Origin of the sequence: Streptomyces humi (genome assembly GCF_001005085.2) — a bacterium.
Classification (GTDB): domain Bacteria; phylum Actinomycetota; class Actinomycetes; order Streptomycetales; family Streptomycetaceae; genus Streptomyces; species Streptomyces humi.
This window is the reverse complement of record NZ_LBMU02000046.1, coordinates 1-17,574: the sequence shown is the minus strand read 5'-3', so window position 1 is coordinate 17,574 and position 17,574 is coordinate 1. Positions and strand designations below refer to the sequence as shown.

The 17,574-nt window shown below is 71.8% G+C and carries 9 protein-coding genes and 1 pseudogene; 4 read left to right on the top strand and 6 right to left on the bottom strand.

All coding sequences use genetic code 11. The features are described from left to right. Nucleotides 1-18: 18 nt before the first annotated feature. The 6 genes and pseudogenes from AAW13_RS21385 to AAW13_RS21360 all read right to left on the bottom strand — a co-directional run bounded on the left by AAW13_RS21385 (nt 19) and on the right by AAW13_RS21360 (nt 12,835). On the bottom strand, nt 19-684 hold the full coding sequence (locus AAW13_RS21385) for a hypothetical protein (protein WP_046728797.1): 666 nt from the start codon (nt 682-684) through the stop codon (nt 19-21). A gap of 211 nt (nt 685-895) precedes the next feature. Continuing rightward, a complete protein-coding gene (locus AAW13_RS21380) occupies nt 896-3,304 on the bottom strand; it encodes an endonuclease/exonuclease/phosphatase family protein (RefSeq protein ID WP_420855482.1) in 2,409 nt (802 codons plus the stop codon). A gap of 290 nt (nt 3,305-3,594) precedes the next feature. Next, on the bottom strand, nt 3,595-6,387 hold the full coding sequence (locus AAW13_RS21375) for a lectin (protein ID WP_240528673.1): 2,793 nt from the start codon (nt 6,385-6,387) through the stop codon (nt 3,595-3,597). A gap of 209 nt (nt 6,388-6,596) precedes the next feature. Next, nucleotides 6,597-7,082 (bottom strand): excalibur calcium-binding domain-containing protein, encoded by a 486-nt coding sequence (locus tag AAW13_RS21370; RefSeq protein ID WP_046728798.1) that lies wholly within the window; start codon nt 7,080-7,082, stop codon nt 6,597-6,599. A gap of 104 nt (nt 7,083-7,186) precedes the next feature. Beyond that, a pseudogene (thrS, locus tag AAW13_RS21365) lies at nt 7,187-8,419 on the bottom strand (threonine--tRNA ligase); the annotation flags it as partial. Nucleotides 8,420-8,650: 231 nt separating this feature from the next. Beyond that, on the bottom strand, nt 8,651-12,835 hold the full coding sequence (locus AAW13_RS21360) for a beta-galactosidase (protein WP_079178893.1): 4,185 nt from the start codon (nt 12,833-12,835) through the stop codon (nt 8,651-8,653). Between the two features lie 433 nt (nt 12,836-13,268). Between AAW13_RS21360 and AAW13_RS21355 the strand changes: the two genes are divergently transcribed. From AAW13_RS21355 to AAW13_RS21340, 4 genes are all read left to right on the top strand, one after another. Next, entirely contained in the window at nt 13,269-14,828 is a 1,560-nt protein-coding gene (locus AAW13_RS21355) for a phosphodiester glycosidase family protein (RefSeq protein ID WP_046728939.1), read from the top strand. Nucleotides 14,829-15,020: 192 nt separating this feature from the next. Then, entirely contained in the window at nt 15,021-16,805 is a 1,785-nt protein-coding gene (locus AAW13_RS21350) for a glycoside hydrolase family 15 protein (protein WP_046728801.1), read from the top strand. Nucleotides 16,806-16,983: 178 nt separating this feature from the next. Beyond that, nucleotides 16,984-17,355 carry a phage holin family protein gene (locus AAW13_RS21345; RefSeq protein WP_046728940.1) on the top strand — a complete coding sequence of 124 codons (372 nt, stop codon included), beginning with the start codon at nt 16,984-16,986 and terminating at the stop codon, nt 17,353-17,355. After that, on the top strand, nt 17,352-17,574 hold a 223-nt coding region (locus AAW13_RS21340), incomplete at its 3' end, for a DUF3618 domain-containing protein (protein WP_143145026.1). The genes AAW13_RS21345 and AAW13_RS21340, both read left to right, overlap by 4 nt.

Here is a 17,574-nt window from a genome sequence, read left to right as displayed (position 1 = left end):
GCCGCGGTCTCCCTCCGCTCAGCCGAGGCCGAGACGGCTGAGGGCGGTGGTCCAGTCGGTGACTATCGCGCGCTGTGCGGCGGCGAGGGTGACCTTGCCGGAGCAGACCGCGGTGTGCAGCTTCGTCTCCACCGGGTCCTTGCGGTTGTTCACCCCGGAGCCCTTCCTGTGGCCCGGGTCGGCCGGCTCCACCCACAGGTTGCGGTAGTCGTTGGGGTCGCCGCCGAGTTGCAGGCTGATCAGGTGGTCGTACTCGGCGTCCCGCATGCTCCCCGTGAAACCGTAGGACGCCGCGTTCAGCTTCTTCTCCTTGCCCGTCACGTAGGCGGAGGGGCGTACCCCCGAGGTGTAGCCGCCCTTGCGGCAGATCGTCGACGCCAGGTTCGACTGGGTGACCGCCGGGGAGGTCGCGCCCGGCGTGCACGTCGGGTCCTCCAACGGCTCGCCCTTCTCGTACCGGTAGTGGCACGAACCGGCGGCCGGCTGCTGCTGTACCGCGTACTTCTTCTGCGGGCCGGCCCCCACGGCGATCGTCCGGTCCGTACCGCCCACCGCACCCGACGCTCCGGCGGACCCGCTCCCGCCCGGGGACGGGGCCGCGCCCCCGAGCGAAGCGCCCTTGCAGCCTGCGACCAGCAGGCACGACAGCATCACGATCGAAACGGCACGACGGGTGGACGGCATGACAGCCCCTCAAGGTCAGGCGACGGCTGAGCAGATGCTGCCCTACCCGGCCGGCGCCCTGACGGGCGGGGGGGCGAACACACATCTGGCGTACATCGCCCGACGACCCGGGGCAAGGGCGCACCGGCGTCACCGGGCGGGCGCCGGGGAGCACGCCACCCGGCCGCCCCTGCTGGGCGGCCGGGTTCCGCACGGCCGGGCCGGTGCGTCGTTACGGCTTCACGCGCACGATCTGCGGGTCGTGGTCGCTGGTCTGCGCGGCGAACTCGCTGTTGATGTGCACCACGTCGTAGTCGGCACCGTGCTTCAGGGCCGGGCTGACCAGGATGTGGTCCAGGACCTGCGAGTTGCCCTCGTAGACGTACGAGTACCGCTCCTTGACCGGCAGGGTGTTCACCAGGTCGGTGAGGATCCTGCCGTTCGCCGTGAGCGAGGTGACGGCGGGCGAGAACTGGTAGTCGTTCAGGTCGCCGAGGACGACCAGGCCGGCCTTCGGGTCCGCCTTCTCCAGCGACTCGACGAACTCCCGCTCCACCAGGGCCTGCCGGTTGCGCTGCGCCTCGGAACTGCGCGCGGGCGGCTGGAAGCGGCTGTCGATCGCCTGGTCGCCGCCCTTGCTGTTGAAGTGGTCGGCGATGACGAAGAGCGTCTTGCCGCGGAAGGTGAACTCACCGGCCAGGGGCTTGCGGGAGGACGTCCACGCGTCGTCCGTCGGCGCGATGCGGCCCGGTGACGCGGTCAGGTGCGTGTCGGCGCCCGTGCCGGTCACGCCGACGGCCGTGGCGGAGTCGCCGCCCGGACGGTCGGTGAACTGCACCCGGTCGGGGTTGAACAGGAACACCTGGCGGATGTTGCCGCCCGGCTGGCCGCCGTCCTTGTCGTTGACGGGGTCGATCCCTCGCCACTCGTAGCGCGGGCCGCCGGCCGCCACGATCGCGTCGACCAGCTTGCCCAGCGTCTTGTCGGCGGCCACCGTACCGTCGTCGGTGGCGCCGCTGTTGTCCTGGATCTCCTCCAGCGCCACGATGTCGGGCGAACGGAGGTTCGTCACCAGGCCCTTGGCGAGCGCGTCGAACTTCGACTGCGCGTTCCCGGGCGCCAGGTTCTCCACGTTGTACGTGGCGACGCTCACCTGCGAGGTGCTCTGCTTCGCCGTCACCTCGGGCTTGAGGTCGCCGGTGCGGACGGTGCCGATGGCACGGGCCTCGATCGCATAGGTGCCGGCGAACTGGTTGTAGTCCAGCGGTCCCTCGGTGGTGCCGGCCAGCGTGTCGCCCACGTTCGCCACCGGGAACGCCTGCTGGGCGGTCGGGATCAGCGACTGGACCATGAGGCGGCCCGAGTTGGGCTCGTCGTAGCCCTTGTACAGGGTGCCGCCCCGCTTGGTGGGGTTCTGGTCCGGCCGGACCGTCACCCACATCTCCGAGTACGGGTCCGTCGCGCCGACCACCCGGCTGCCGCCGATGCGGACGTTCATGCCCTCCAGCGACTCGTAGGTGTCGAGTGCGTACTCGTCGGGACGCAGCGGCAGGTTCTCGATGCTCGCGCCGCCTGCCTGCGGGGCGAACTGCTCCGGCACCGAACGCTCGTCGAGGACGACCGGGGCCGGTACGGCGTTGCCGCCGGACACGACGGTCACCGTGGCCTTGGTCAGCTCGGTGACCGACTGTATGCCGGTGTCCTGGCCGCCCGGGTAGTACTCCTGGACCGTGGCGTCGAGGGAGACGCTGTCGCCGGTCTTGACGGTGGGCGTGGTCGAACCCGTGAAGACGAAGATGCCCTCGCTGGTGCGCGGGTCCGCGTCGGGGTTCGGGTCCTGGACCCAGAAACCCTGCGAGGAGCCGTACGCGCGGACGCCGGTGACGATGCCGGTGACACCGGAGACGGTCTTGCCGTTGAGCGGCGAGAGGCGGCTGTCGCCCTGGATGTCGTGGATCTTCGCCGGGGTGGCCGGCGGGGTGGTGGGCGGCGGCGAACTCGGCGGGTCGGTCGGGGTGGTGCCGCCGCCGGTGTCCCCGGTGTTCTGCGGGGACGGGTCGCCCGCGGTGAAGTCCGCGGCGTTGTCGTCGGTGTCGGCGAGGGAGGCCGCACGCGACACGGAGGCCGTGTTGCTCGCGCCGGCCGCCGCGCCGTTGCCCTCGTGCACGACGGCGGTGCCGAAGCCGACCAGGTCCTTGACCCGTGAGTCGGCCTGGCAGTCGGCGGCGGTCAGGCAGGTCAGCGGGTCGCTGCCGGTGACCAGCGCGATGGTGCCGTTGGTGCCCGACATGTTGATGGAGCCGGTGGCGTCGGGCGTCGGCAGCGCCTTGGTGCCGCCGGTTCCCGCGGCCTCCTGGACCAGGTAGCGGCCGCCGCCGGCCAGCGAACCGGTGAGCGGGGTGGACTGCCACTTGGAGGAGGAGGTCGGCGCGCCCGGCAGGTACTGCACGCTGTAGCCGCTCAGGTCGACCGAGCCGCTGCCCGCGTTGGCCAGTTCGACGAAGTCGTTGGTGTAGGTGGCGCCCGAGTTGCCACCGCCTCCGTAGACCTCGGCGATCAGGGCCTCGTGCGAGGCGGCCATGGCGTTGATGCTCAGACCGGCCGTGGCGAGTACGACGGCACCGGCGATGCCGTAGGGCAGGGCGCGCTTGCGTCTGGAGCGCTGCGGACGCGGCTCGGCGGCCTCGGATGAGAGGTGCGACACGGAGGGGTCTCCTTCATGCGGACGGCGTGGCTGGGTACGTGAGCGCACCGGGCCCGCCCGGGCGTACGACGCGGGCCAAGATACGCGCGTAGACAACGCCTGTGCAGCACTTCGGAGATGAACTCTGGGACACAAACAGAGGCCCGGTGTTCCGGTTCGGTTACGTGGTGTTCCCAGGTGTCCGGGCCTCGGGGCCCGGACACCCGGGGACGCGCCGTGCGGACGCCTCAGCCCGGCAGCTTCCAGTTCTGCGCCGCCGTTCCGTTGCAGGTGTACAGCTGGAGCTGGGTGCCGTTCGTGGTCGAGGAGCCGGGGTCGTCCAGGCACAGGTTCGACTCGGGGTTGACCAGGGACCCGTTGGTTCCGGCGGTCCACTGCTGGGCTCCGGTGCCGTTGCAGGTCCACAGCTGGATCAGGGTGCCGTCGGTGGTTCCGCTGTGGTCGGCGTCGAGGCACTTGCCGAGGGACCGGACCGTTCCGTCACCGGCGACGATCCAGTCCTGGGCGTACGTGTCGTCGCAGCCCCAGATCTGGACGTGGGTGCCGTCGGAGGTGCCCGAGGAGGCGACGTCCGCGCACAGGGCGGAGCCCACCGCCGAGGCGAGCGTACCGATCCGCGGCGGGGCCGGCGCTGTGGTGTCCCCCGCGTACGAGGGCGGGGCCGCGGCGGCCGACGTCGCCCACGACGTGTTGGCGGCGGTGCCCAGCGTGAAGTCCAGGGTGCCGCCGGCCGTGATCGCCGTGGTGGGAGCGTAGGCGTTGTTCCACGCCGTGCCGTTCCACGCCGCGGACTGCACGTAGGGCGCGTTGTCGGCGGCGCCGTTGCCGTTGACCGTCAGTGTCCTGCCCGAGGGAAGGGTGATGACGGCCTGGGTGAACAGCGGTGAGCCCAGGGCGAGATCGGAGGTGCCGGGTGTCTCGGGGAACATGCCGAGCGCCGACCAGACGTACCAGGCACTCATCGCGCCGAGGTCGTCGTTGCCGTCGGCCAGGCCGCCCGGGGTGTTCGACCAGATCTGGTCCTGGATCGCCCGGACCGTGCCCTGCGTCTTGTAGGGCTGTCCGGTGTAGTCGTACTCCCACGGCAGTTCGATGCTGGGTTCGTTGCCCACCCAGGCGTAGCCGCCGGCGCCGGTGTAGCTGCGCAGCACGGTGTCCAGGTAGTGGTTCATCGCGGTGTTGCCGCCCTTGGCCCGCGCCAGGCCGGCGATGTCGAAGGGAACCATGCCGGTGTAGATCCACGAGTCGGCCTCGACCATGTCGGTGCCGCTGGTGGGGTCGAACCCACCGGTCCAGGAGCCGCTCGCGTTACGGGGTTCCACGAAACCGGAGGCCGGGTCGAGGACGTTGCGCCAGTCCTGTGCGCGGTTGGCGTACGTCTTCTGGTCGGCGGTGTCGCCGAGCGCTCCGGCCATCGCGGAGAGCGCGAAGTCGGCGGTGTCGTACTCCAGGGTGGTCGCCACCGGGCCGTAGAAGTTGCAGCAGCCGTAGCTGCCGTCGTGCGGCAGGTATCCGGGTGAGTTCAGGTAGGCGAGGCCGGGGCGGTCGTTGTTGGCCGTGCTCGCCTGCCGGACCATGTCGGCCAGGGCGGTGGAGGCGTCGAAGTTCCGGGCGCCGAAGGCGTAGTAGTCGGCGAGGACGGCGTCCGCCGGGTCACCGACCATGACGTACGACTCGCCGTTGTTCTCCGACCACTTGGGGAAGATCCCGGTCTGCGTGTAGTCGTCGACCATCGACTGTGCGGTGTCGGAGGCGACCTGGGGAGCGACCAGGGCTTCGAGTTGTGCCTGCGAACGGTAGATGTCCCAGCCGGAGTAGTTCGCGTACACGGCGCCGTGGCCGGCGTCCACGGTGTGGGTCTTCCCGTCGAAGCCGTAGTACTGGCCGTTGCTGTCGCTGATCACGTTCGGGTGCAGCAGGGAGTGGTAGAGCGCGGTGTAGAAGGTCTGCTGCTGGGCGGCCGTCCCGCCGGCGATCTGCACCTTGCCGAGCGCGCTGTTCCAGGCGTTCTGTGCGGCGGTGCGGGTCGCGTCGAAGTCCCAGCCGGTGTTCTCCGCGGTCCGGTTGGCGACCGCGTTGGCGACCGACACGTAGGAGATCCCGACCTTGGCCCGTACGACCGGGTTGCTCGTGGTGTCGAAGGTGACGTAGCCGTTGGAGGCGGCGGCGGCCGGGGCGGCGCCGGCCGCGGCGGACTTCGCGGACCTGGTGGACTTCGGGCCGGGTACGCCGGGGTTCGTGCCGTGCAGCACCGGCTTGTTCGGCCTCTCGGCGGCGTTCTGCGACGCCGTGGCGGGCGCCGGGGTGGCGGCGGTGGACGTCTTCGCCGCCGAACTGCCCTGCGAGGCGAACGGCCGGTCGAAGACCATGTCGAAGTAGACGGTGTACGTGTTCCCGGCACCGCAGAAGTGGCCGCTGGTCACCTGCCCGCTCACCTCGGTGCTCGACACCTTGGTGAACTGCGTCGAGGTGGCGCCGTTCTGACTGCCGGTCAGCTTGAAGACCAGGTTCGCCTGGCTGGTGGCGGGGAAGGTGAAACGCGCCATGCCGCTGCGTGTCGTGGTGGTCAGTTCCGTGGTCACCTGGTTGTTCAGGACGACCTTGTACGACCCGGCCGACGCCGACTCGCCGGCATGCGAGAACGCGTCCGTCGCACCGGTGTTCACGGCCCCCACCGTGGGCAGCACCGGTATGTCACCGGCCGCGCCGCAACCCGGGCCGGCGATGTGGGTCAGGCTGAAACCGGTGATCGACGAGTCGTTGTACTCGTAGCCCCCGCCGTCGGGGCGTGACGGGGTGTCCGGGCTCCACTGCACCATGCCGAACGGGACGTCGGCGCCCGGGAAGTCGTCGGCCTGGTTCGACGTGCCGACGAACGGGTTGACCAGGGTCGCCGGCGCGGTGACGAGCGCGGCCCTCCCGGCCGCCCAGGCCGGCGTGCACAGTCCGGCGGCGGCCAGCGCAGCGGCGGCGAGGAGACCGATCGCCATGGTTCCGGGAGGTCTCGACAGTCGTGTCATCACAGGGATTTCTCCTCCTGCTCGGGAGTGAGAGGCTGACAACGTTGTCTTCAGCTGGTGACAACGTTGTCCAGCCGTGGAGATCCGTGAGGAACCGTGAAGAGGGGAACTCCTCGGAAGCTAGCCACAAGGCAGGGACATGTCAACGATGACGCCAACGGGCCCGTCCCGACCGGACGTCGGGGCGGGCCTGTCGCGGTCGGTTCAGGTCATTCGCAGGCGACGCCGTCGCCGTCCCGGTCGAGGTGCGAGTCGTATCCGGGATCGCCGCGGTAGAGCGGGGTGACCCCGGCGGCGCGGGCGGCGGTGCAGTTGGCGTAGTAGGCGCTGCCACCGCCGCTGCCACTGCCACTGCCACTGCCACTGCCGCCGCTGCTGTCGTCGTCGGAGGTGACGGCCCCTCCCCCGGCCGAGTCGGCGGTGACGGTCACCCTGACCTTGACCGTCTTCGTCTCGGTGACGGTGGGCGCCGGTTCGGGTGCGGCGGTTTCCGTGGCGGTCGCCGTCGCCGTGACGGTGGCGGTCGCGGTGGGCCGCGGCTTGTCGTCGGCGACCGCCCTCTTTCCGTCGTCGCCACTGCCGCCCGCCGCGATGCCGACGACGAACGCCACGGCGAGAGCGGGCAGTACGACTCTCTTGCGCGCCCACTTGGGTATGGACCCGGTGGGTTGCGGCATGTTGTACGGGTTGGTCATCGTCCCCCCTGATTGCTGTAGGAACGACGACGGTAGTCGGCGACTGGGGCACTGGAGCCGCTTTGGGGCAGGAGTCACCTGTTCGTGACGGTCGGGCACACCTGTCATGCGGTGGCGTCGGGCCAGAGGTGGGGGCTGTGGGTGGTCACGAGGCCGGTGATGCGGGCGAGCGCGTCGTCGGCTGGCTGCGCGGGGAGGCGACGGCCGTCGCGCAGGCGCAGTGCGACCTGGTCGCCGGCGGCCTCCGCGGCGCCGACGACGGCCTGGTACGGGACCAGGCGGTTCGCTCGGACCCGGGCGCCCAGGCTGCCCTGTTCCGGGTCCGCGATCTCGGCGCGCAGTCCGAGACGGGCGCAGCGACGGGCGAGGGCCGCGGCGGCGGGCAGTTCGGCGCCGGAGACCGGGAGCACGACCAGCTGGGTGGGGGCGAGCCAGGCCGGGAAGGCACCGCCGTGCTGTTCGAGGAGGTGGGCGACGGCTCGTTCCACGCTGCCGATGATGCTGCGGTGGACCATGACCGGGCGGTGCCCGGCACCGTCCGCGCCGATGTAGTGCAGGTCGAACCGCTCGGGCTGGTGGAAGTCGACCTGGACGGTGGACAGGGTGGACTCCCGGCCGGCTCCGTCGGTGACCTGGACGTCGATCTTGGGGCCGTAGAACGCGGCCTCACCCCCGGCTGCCTCGTAGGGCAGTCCGGAGCGGTCGAGGACGTCGGTCAGCAGGGCGGCGGACCGTTGCCACATCTCGGGCGCGTCGACGTACTTGCCGCCGGGCCCCGGCAGGGAGAGCCGGTAGCGGGCCGGGGTGATGCCGAGGGCCTCGTACGCCCGGCGGATCATCTCCAGTGCGGCCCACGCCTCCTCGGCGACCTGTTCCAGGGTGCAGAAGACGTGCGCGTCGTTCAGCTGGATGGCCCGCACCCGGGTCAGGCCGCCGAGCACGCCCGAGAGTTCGGAGCGGTACATGCCGCCGAGTTCGGCGATGCGCAGCGGCAGCTCGCGGTAACTGTGCCGGCGGGAGCGGTAGATCAGCGCATGGTGGGGGCACAGGCTCGGGCGCAGGACCACGTTTTCCCCGCCGAGTTCCATCGGGGGGAACATGTCGTCGCTGTAGTGCGCCCAGTGCCCGGAGATCTCGTACAGTTCGCGCTTGCCGAGGACGGGTGAGTACACGTGGTGGTACCCCTCCCGGCGCTCGGCGGTACGGATGTACTCCTCCAGGGTGTGCCGTACGGTCGCGCCGTCCGGCAGCCAGTACGGCAGGCCCGCGCCGATCAGCGGGTCGGTGTCGAACAGGCCCAGTTCACGGCCGAGTTTGCGGTGGTCGGGCATGGCGGTCTCCTCGCGGACAGCGGGCGAGTGACCACACGGCGAAGCCCCGGGGCACTCGCCCCGGGGCTTCGACTAGGACATCGGTCAGCGCGCCGGGACGTTCTCCGGCGTCGTCGTCACAGCGGCACGCTTCATGCCGAGGACGTTAGCAGGACGTGCCGACGCCCACCCGGTCTTTTCTCGTCCGCGCTCCGTTCCGTGCTCCGTTCCGTGCTCCATCCGTTCTGCGCTTTGGCTTCATCCGCAGGTCAGGGTCGGTGTGCCCCAGTCGCCGTGGTCGTTGCCGTTGCCGTCGCCGGCGTCGCCGACCTTGAGGTCGACCACCTGGGCGCCGCTGACGTCGACGTCGACCGGCACCGCGGCCTGTTTGCCCCGGACCGTCGGCGTGGTCACCAGGGTCCTGCCGTCGGCGATGACGGAGAAGGTGACCGTGCCCGCGCCGTTCGTCTCGTCGTCCACGCCCACGTCGGCCGTCAGGCGTGAGCACTTCCCGGCGAGGTACAGCTGGACGTCGCTGACCGAGTTGGTGCCCAGTCCCTTGGCGTAGCCGACCCCGGCGATGCTGAGCGGCCGTCCGTCCCCGGCCGCCTGTTCGCCGACGCTGCTGTCGCGCTCCACCGGGCCCCACCCGTTGGTGGCGGACAGGAACGGCAGGTCGCTCACCGCGCTCTTCCCGGCCGGCGGCGCCGGTGGGATGCCGCCGACGATGCGCTCGTCGGTCCCGGTGGCCTGTCGTCCGTGCTGGACGTAGTCCACCGTGGTGGTGAGTGCCGAGGCGGACGGCAGGGTGCCCGCCGGGGGCTGGACGTTCCAGGTGAAGGTGGCCGAACCGCCGGGGCGCACCCGGTCGACCGATGCGGGGCTCGTGGCGCCGACGCGCCAGCCGTCGGGGGCGGCGAGGGAGGCCGTGAGACGGGTGGCGGACGCTCCGTTCGCGGGCACCCGCACCGTCGTGCGGGCCGTGAAGGACTGCGACGGCTGCGCGGTGTCGGGCACGTCCAGGGTGACGTCGGCGCCGGGACGCTCCGGCATCGCGTACGTGCGGGCGTCGTAGCGGGGACTGTCGTTCTGCGCGACGCGCAGGGAGGACGCGTAGCTGCCGTAGTCGGTGAGCGAGACCTCGCCGAGACCGCCGGTGCTGCCGTCCAGGTTCCAGACGGCGATGGCGATGCTGTTGTGGCCGTTCGGGTTCAGGATCCCGTCGGGGATCGGGAAGGTGTGCTGCGGGCCCAGGTAGTTGACGTAGTTGCCGAGCTGCCAGCCGTTGACGAAGATCGTGGCGCGGTACTTGCGTGCCGCGTCGTCGGTGAACGTCAGCCCGACCGAGGTGTCCTGACCGTGCGGCAGGTCCAGCTCGGCGTCGGTGCGGTACCAGGAGACCCCGGGGCGGGTGTCGGAGGTCGGCAGCGTCACCTTGTTCCACTTGGCGTCCGGGTAGCCCGGCAGGGACCAGCCGGCCCGCTCGCCGTACAGGCCGCCCGTCGACAGCGGGCCGCGCACCGTGTCCTTCAGGTCCTCGCCGCCGCGTACGCCCTGGACGCGCCAGGTGACGGAGGTCAGCGGGGCGCCGACGAGGGACGCGCTGGTCAGGCCGCGGGCCGTCTTGTTGCCGTTGGTCGAGTTGTAGTCCTCCTCGTGTCCCATGTTCACGGTGAGCACGGAGAGGACGTTGTCGCCCTCGGACCTCAGTGCGCCGGCCGGGAAGGTGAGGTCGGCGCTGCCCGTGGTGGAGCTGCCCAGGAAGGTGCCGTTGAGCCAGGCCGAGAAGGCCTGCGCGTCGCCGCCGGAGTCCGAGACCAGGTGGACGCCGGTCTCCTTGCCGGTGGTGCGGAACCGGCCGCGGTACCAGGTGTTGCCGGTGTGGAAGCCGTAGTCGTCGGCGTAGAGCACCGGCAGGGTGCCGGCGCCGGAGACGCTGTTGGTGGTCGTTCTGTCGGCCACCTGCCAGCTGGAGTCGTCGAAACCGGGGGCGGATTCGGGGGACTCCTCGGTGTGCTTCCAGTTCGTCAGCGCCGGGAGGTGGACCGCGGCGGCGACCGGGATCTGTCCGGTGCGGCTCGCCGTGCCGGTGGTCCGGGTGCGCACGGTCCGGCCGTTCCAGGTGACCCGGTCGGCGTCGGTGAACACCTCGATGTCCTTGTCGTCGGCGTTGTCGCCGGTGAGCGCCAGGGTGTGGCCGCCGTCCAGGCTGGTCGCCGTGCGCAGCAGGTGGGTGCCGCGGACGAGGACCGGGCCGGCCGACGTGTCCTGGCGCCAGAAGGTCTTCGCCGTGGCCTTGTCCGCGACGAGCAGGAGCAGCGGGCGCTTGCCGCCGCCGCTGATGCTGATCCGGATCAGGCCCTTGTGCGTGTAGTTCAGGCGGAGGTCGCCGGTGGCCGGGTCCCAGGTGGTGGCGGCGGTGCCGTCGCTGGTGGTCACGGTGGGCTCGGAGGAGTAGCGCAGGACCGTCTCGCCGTCGCTGCCGGCGTCGCCGTAGAGCACGGCCACGTCCCGGTCGCCGATGGTCTCGCTGGTCATGATCTCCGAGGTCGAGTACTGCAACTGCGAGTCGCCGAGCCGGTAGTTCGCCACGATGACGTGCGAGTCACGGCCGTCGAGGGTGATCGCGGTGCCCGGCTGTTGCGGGACGACCGGGTAGGTCGGTGTCGCGGTGTCGGCGGTGGGTACGTCGACGGCGTCGACGGCGACGTAGTTGTCCGTGGACGCCGAGCTGTGGCTGCCGGTGACGACGATCTTCAGCGTGTGCGCGCCGGCTGCCAGGCCGGTCTTCTGGAAGAGAACCGCCTGGCTCTCGGAGCCGGAGTCGTCGACCGTCGTCTGCTTGGTGCCGTCCAGGTAGACGTCGGCGTAGCCGTGGTTGTTCGTCTTCGAGCCGATCCAGCGGACCGCGGTGCCGTCGAAGGGGACGGTGAGCGAGTCACCGGCCTGCTTGGAGAAGGACTCGGTGTGCTTGTAGTCGCCGCCGGTGTAGCTGGTGTCGGCCACGTGCGACCACGAACCGCTGTACTGGAGCGCGGAGTCGGGGTCGTCCCAGGTGTAGGTGGTGTCCGTGGCGGGCTGGGCGTTGAAGTCCAGGGAGATGTGAGTCCTGTCGAGGGCCGTCGAGGTGGAGTTCCCGTGCCGCAGGACGTGGAACTGCGTCTTCGTGTCGGGGTTCATCCGGGCGGTGTCGACGATCGCGGAGTCGTCCGGCGGTGTGGCCCTGATCGTCTCGGTCTTGGTCAGCGGGGCGACGGACTGGGTGAAGTACCCGATCAGCTTGTCCTCGTAGTACTTCGGGTCGAGCTGCCGGGTCTCGCGGATCGCGGCCCCGTAGTCGTACGACGTGTAGTTCTCGGGCATGCCGAGCCAGCCCCAGTTGGTGCCGCCGTAGGTCATGTAGAAGCTCTGCGCGGTGGCGCCGACGGCGATGTTCTGCTTGTAGAACACGTTGGCGAACTGGTCGTTGATCAGCTGGGCGCACTTGTCGTAGCCCGGTCCGCCCCAGGGGTCGAAGGCGCCGCCCTGGAACTCCGGTGAGTACAGGGGTTTTCCGGCGGGGTGGTCGTAGCTGATGTCGGGGACGCCGTTCCACTTCGAGGGGTTCGAGCAGTTGAAGCCCTGTGGGTAGGAGTCGGGGCCGTCGACGTCCAGGGCGCCGGTGCCGGAGTTGAAGGTGCCGTTGTTGTTGCCGGTCAGCGGGACGGTGATGCCGTCGGCGCGGGCCTTGTCCTCCAGGTGCTGCATGTAGGAGCGGCCGGCGGCGGAGCCGTTGTAGTACTCGTTCTCGACCTGGTAGGCGATGACCGACCCGGTGCCGTTGGTGAGTTGGTGGCGGGCGATGATCCGGTCGATCCGGGTCAGCCATTCGTCCGCGTACTTCAGGAACCGGGGGTCGTCGCTGCGGTTGTCGCCGGCCTTGGTGGTCAGCCAGCCGGGCAGGCCACCGCTGTCGACCTCGGCGTTGATGTACGGCGCCGGGCGGGCGATGACGTAGAGGCCGGCCTCCTGGGCCATGTCGAGCAGTTTGTCGACGTCTCGTACCCCGGTGAAGTCGTACACCCCGGGCTTCGGCGAGTGGTAACCCCAGTCGAAGTACAGCGAGGTGGAGTTGAACCCGGCGGCCTTCATCTTCTGGAAGATGTCGCGCCACAGGTCCGGGCTCGGCAGCCGGAAGTAGTGGAACTCGCCGGACCAGAGGTAGGTGCGTCTGCCGTCGACGAGGAACGAGTACCCGTCGAGGGTCACGGTGTGCGGCTGCGGGCCGGCCGCGGGCGCGGCGGCGGGAGGCGTCCCGCCGACGTCCCGGGCGGCGGCGGGCCCCGTCGTGCCCACGGCCAGGGCGATGGTCGCGGTGGCGGCGAGAGCCGCCCGCCACCACCGGCGTCTGCCGGGTCTCTCGCCCGCTGAACGGATCCGACTACCCCACACTGCGGCCTCCATCCGCCTGAGCAATCAGGATCGAACAGACTCAGGCAAAGCCGAACAGTAAGGCGCCACAAGGCTCAACACAATGGGGCGGGAGAACACCGCTGCCGGAGATGTCAGCCAGGCTTTCCTCCGACGGCCGCCGTTCTTCACGCGGGCGTCCCCGGACGGAGTTGGGATGGCGGGGACGGTGCCGGCAGGCCGGGAGGCGCCGTGGGAGACGTATGCCAGGAGGGACATGTCCGTCACCGTGAAGAGACCCGGACGCACCCGACCCACCGGACGCGCCGGACGCACCCGATCCTTGGGGCTCCCCGGACCCGGTGTGCGGCGCGGAGCGGGACGCGGTCTCGCGCTGGGGACCGCCGTGGCGGTCCTCGCGTTCGCGGCACCGGCGACCGCCGACGCGGGCGCGGCCGGCGTTGCCGTTCCCGTGACCGCCGTTCCCGTGACCGCCGTTCCCGTGACCGCCGGTGCCGTTTCCCTGGCCGGTGCCGCTCCGGTGGCCGACGCCCTCTCGTGGACCGTGCGGGACGTCGCACCCGGTGTCCAGGTGCGCACCGGAGTGCTGAGCGACCCGGCCGCCGCGGGTGTCTGGGCGGTCACCGTGCAGGCCCCGGCCGTCGACCGGCTCACGGGTGCCGCCACCTGGGCCCCGCTCGCGGACCGGGCCTGGGCCGACGCCACCGCCGAGCGGCTGCGGGCGGCCGGTTTCGCGCCGCGCCTGGAGCAGGTGACCTGGGACCGGTACGCCGACACGCCCCGCGGCACCATGGGATGGCAGGTCAGGGTCGGCCAGTACGCCACGCAGACGGCGGCCCGGACCCTCAACTCCGCGGTGACCGCGGCCGGTTTCCGTACCGCGGTGGAATGGACGGGCTACGACGGACGGCAGCCCGCCGACGCGGAACGCGTCCACGTCGCCGTAATCGACCCGGCCCGGCTGCGGGGCACCATCGAGGTCAGCGACGGCGGTGACGCCGCCGACCGCGAGCGGACCTCCGCGGTCGCCGCCCGGCTGGGCTCCCTGGTGGGCGTCAACGGAGGTTTCTTCGTCACCTCCGACGCGGACGGCGTCCAGGGCACCTCGGCCGGACTCTCCGCGGTGCACGGCGAACTACAGTCCATGGCGGCCGGTTCCCGCGCCGCGCTGGTCCTCCAGAACGGCGGCCGGCGGGCCCGGATCGCCGGACTGTCCACCACCGTCACCGTCCGCGCCGGCGCGGCGAGCCGCGCGGTGCAGGGCATCAACCGGGCGCCGGGCAAGGTGCGCAACTGCGGCCGTCCCGGCGCCGTACCCACCGCGCTCCCCCGCCAGGACGTCACCTGCGCCCTCGCCGACGACCTGGTGGAGTTCACCTCCGACTTCCGGGCGCCGCTGCCCACCGGGTCCGGTGTCCAGGTGGTCCTGGACCGGCACGGCGTGGTCGTCTCCGGCGGCGCCCGGGGCGGTTCCGTACCCGTCGGCGGCTCGGTCCTCCAGGGCACCGGGACGGCGGCCGGCTGGCTCACCGACCACGCCCGGACGGGCCGTCGGCTGGAGGTACGGGAGGCCGTCCGCGACACCGCCACGGGGCGCCGGATCCGCCTCGGCGCCCACGACAGCGTCGTCAGCGCGGCGCCGACCCTGGTCCGGGACGGGCGTATCCACGTCGACGCGGCCACCGAAGGCACCCTGGACCCCCTCGACCTGTCCTTCGGGTTCGCCTGGTCCAACACGCGCCAGCCGCGCACCCTGGCCGGCGTCGACGGCCGGGGACGGCTTCTGCTGGTGACCGTCGACGGCCGGCAGCCCGGCGTCAGCGAGGGCCTCACGCTCACCGAGGCCGCCGCCTTCATGCGCTCCCTGGGCGCCGTCGACGCGCTCAACCTCGACGGCGGCGGCTCCACCGCCATGGCCGTCGAGGGCGCCCTCGTCAACACGCCGTCCGACGCGACCGGGGAACGTGCCGTCGGCGACACGGTCCAGGTCGTCCCGGACACCGGCGCCGGCGCCGGCGCCCCCTGACGTCACCCGCCCGGTCGGGCGGCCGGCCCCGTCCGGTCACCTGCCACGGCGGTCTCCCCGCATGGCCCACGGGTACCTCGCCCGCGGGGCTTCACACCTGTCGCCCCCGGACCCGCCGCCGTCCGGTGCGCCGCTTCGGCGGCTGCCCCGCCTGCGGTTTTCGCGGGGCGGCTGCCGGAAACTCGGCGTGTCATGGACAGGAGTGCGGAAGAGTGGAAAGGCGTCGGGGACGGAGGCTGCCCGCCGTGGGCGTTGCGCGGGTACGCGGTCCTCGCCGACGGGGAACGCGCGGCCGTCGTGGACCCCGAAGGCCGGATCGTGTGGCTGTGCGCACCCCGGTGGCACAGCGACGCGGTGTTCTCCGCCCTGGTGGGCGGTGACGGTTTCTTCGGTGTCGAGCCGGAGGACCGCCGGCATGTGTGGGGCGGCTGCTACGAGGACGGCAGCCTCGTCTTCGTGAGCCGCTGGGTGACCCCCGACGCCGTGATCGAGTGCCGGAACGCCCTGGCGATGCCGGCGTCCGGGGACCGTCTGGTGCTGCTGCGGCGCATCCGGGTGGAGAAGGGCGAGGCCCGGCTGCGGCTCACCCTCGCGCCGCGGCCCGGCTTCGGTGCCGACCGGGTGTCCGCTCCCCGGTTGGAGGAGGGATGCTGGACCGCCGGGGCCGGCGGGTTGCGCATGCGGCTCGCGGGCGCGCCGGAGGCCGCGTGGACCGCCGGGCCCACGCTGCACGGGAGTGTCCGGCTGGGCCAGGGAGAACAGCACGACCTCGTGCTGGAGCTGTCCGGCGGGGACCCGGGGCCGCCGCCGGATCCGGACGCGCTGTGGGCCGCGACCGAGGAGGCGTGGCGGCGGGCCGTACCCGACTGCTCCACCCTGGCCACGCCGCGCGACGCCCGGCACGCCTACGCGGTACTGCGCGGGCTGACCAGCTCGGCCGGGGGCATGGTCGCCGCGGCCACCACGTCGCTGCCGGAGCGCGCCGACACCGGGCGGAACTACGACTACCGGTTCGCCTGGGTACGTGACCAGTGCTACGCGGGTCTGGCCGTCGCCGCCCACGGCCCGCACGAACTGCTCGACAGCGCCGTACGGTTCACCGCCGAACGCGTCCTCGCGGACGGGGCGGGCCTCCACCCCGCGTACACCGTCGACGGCGGGCCGGTGCCCGGCGAACGACGGCTGGCGCTCGCCGGCTATCCCGGCGGCAGTGACCGGATCGGCAACAGGGCGGCCGAGCAGTTCCAGCTCGACGCGTTCGGGGAGGCCCTCCAACTGTTCGCCGCCGCCGCTCACCACGACCGGCTGACGCCCGACGCGGAGCGGGCCGCGACCATCGCGGTCGACGCGGTGGAAAACAACTGGACGCGGCCGGACGCCGGACTGTGGGAGCTCGACGACCGCTGGTGGACCCAGTCACGGCTGAGCGTCGTGTGCGGGCTGCGGCGACTGGCGGCGGCGCTGCCGGACGCCCCGGTGGCGCGGCGCTGCGCACAGGACGCCGAGGTGATCCTCGCCGAGACCCGGCGCCGCTGTCTGCGCCCCGACGGCCGGTGGCGCCGGGCCGAGGACGACGACGGCCCGGAGGCCGCGCTGCTCACTCCCCTGGCCCGCGGCTGCCCGCCCGCCGACGATCCCAGCGGCGCGATCACCCGGCGGTTCGTCGAGGAGCGCCTGGGTGAGGACGGCTACGTCTACCGCTTCGTGCACGGGGACACCCCCCTGGGGGAAGCGGAGGGGGCCTTCCTGCTCTGCGGGTTCACGATGGCGCTGGCCACCGACCGCCTCGGAGACCGGGTCGGCGCGCTGCGCTGGTTCGAACGGACCCGGGCGGCCTGCGGACCGGCCGGGCTGTTCGCGGAGGAGTACGACGTCCGTCAGCGTCAGCTGCGCGGCAACCTGCCCCAGGCGTTCGTCCACGCACTGCTGCTGGAATGCGCGGTCCGCCTCGACGACGCGGCGACGCTTCCGTTCTGATCCGGGCAGTTGTCCTTGATCCCGCTGTTCGGGGTACTCGCGCGCGTATCGGACCGCCGGGCGTGACGGGCCCGGCGGTCAGCGGAACGGACAGGAACGGGAGGTGAGCTCCGTGTCGAGTACGCAGTCGCACCACGCCTCGGTGGACCGGAGCGCGGACCGCACCGGCCAGGAGCCGGTGAGCGAGTTGGTGCAGCGGGCCTCGCAGCAGCTGACCGAACTGGTGCGCGGCGAACTGAGGCTGGCGCAGGCGGAGATGAAGGAGAAGGGCAGGCGCTACGGCAAGGGCGGCGGCCTGTTCGGCGGTGCCGGCGTCGTCGGGTTTCTGATGCTCCAGGCGCTGGTGGCCAGCGTGATCGCCGCGCTCGCGCTGGTGCTGCCGGTGTGGGCGGCCGGGCTGGTCGTCACGGCGGTGCTCGGTGTGATCGCCGCGGTGCTGGCCATGAGCGGAAAACAGCAGGTCGGCCGGGCGGCGCCGCCCACGCCCGAGCAGACGGTCGAGAACGTGAAGGCCGACGTGGCCACGATCAAGGAGAGTGCACACCGATGACCAGGCCGTCGCACGACGAACCCACCGCCGGACCCGAGGAACTGCGTGAGCAGGTCGAGCGGACCCGTACCGAACTCGGAGAGACCGTGCAGGCTCTGGCGGCCAAGACCGACGTCAGGGCGCGCGCCCGGCAGAAAGGCGCCGAGGTGAGGGAGCAGGCCGTGGTGAAGGGCGGCCGGCTGAAGGAGCAGGCCGCCGTCAAGGGCGGGCAGCTGAAGG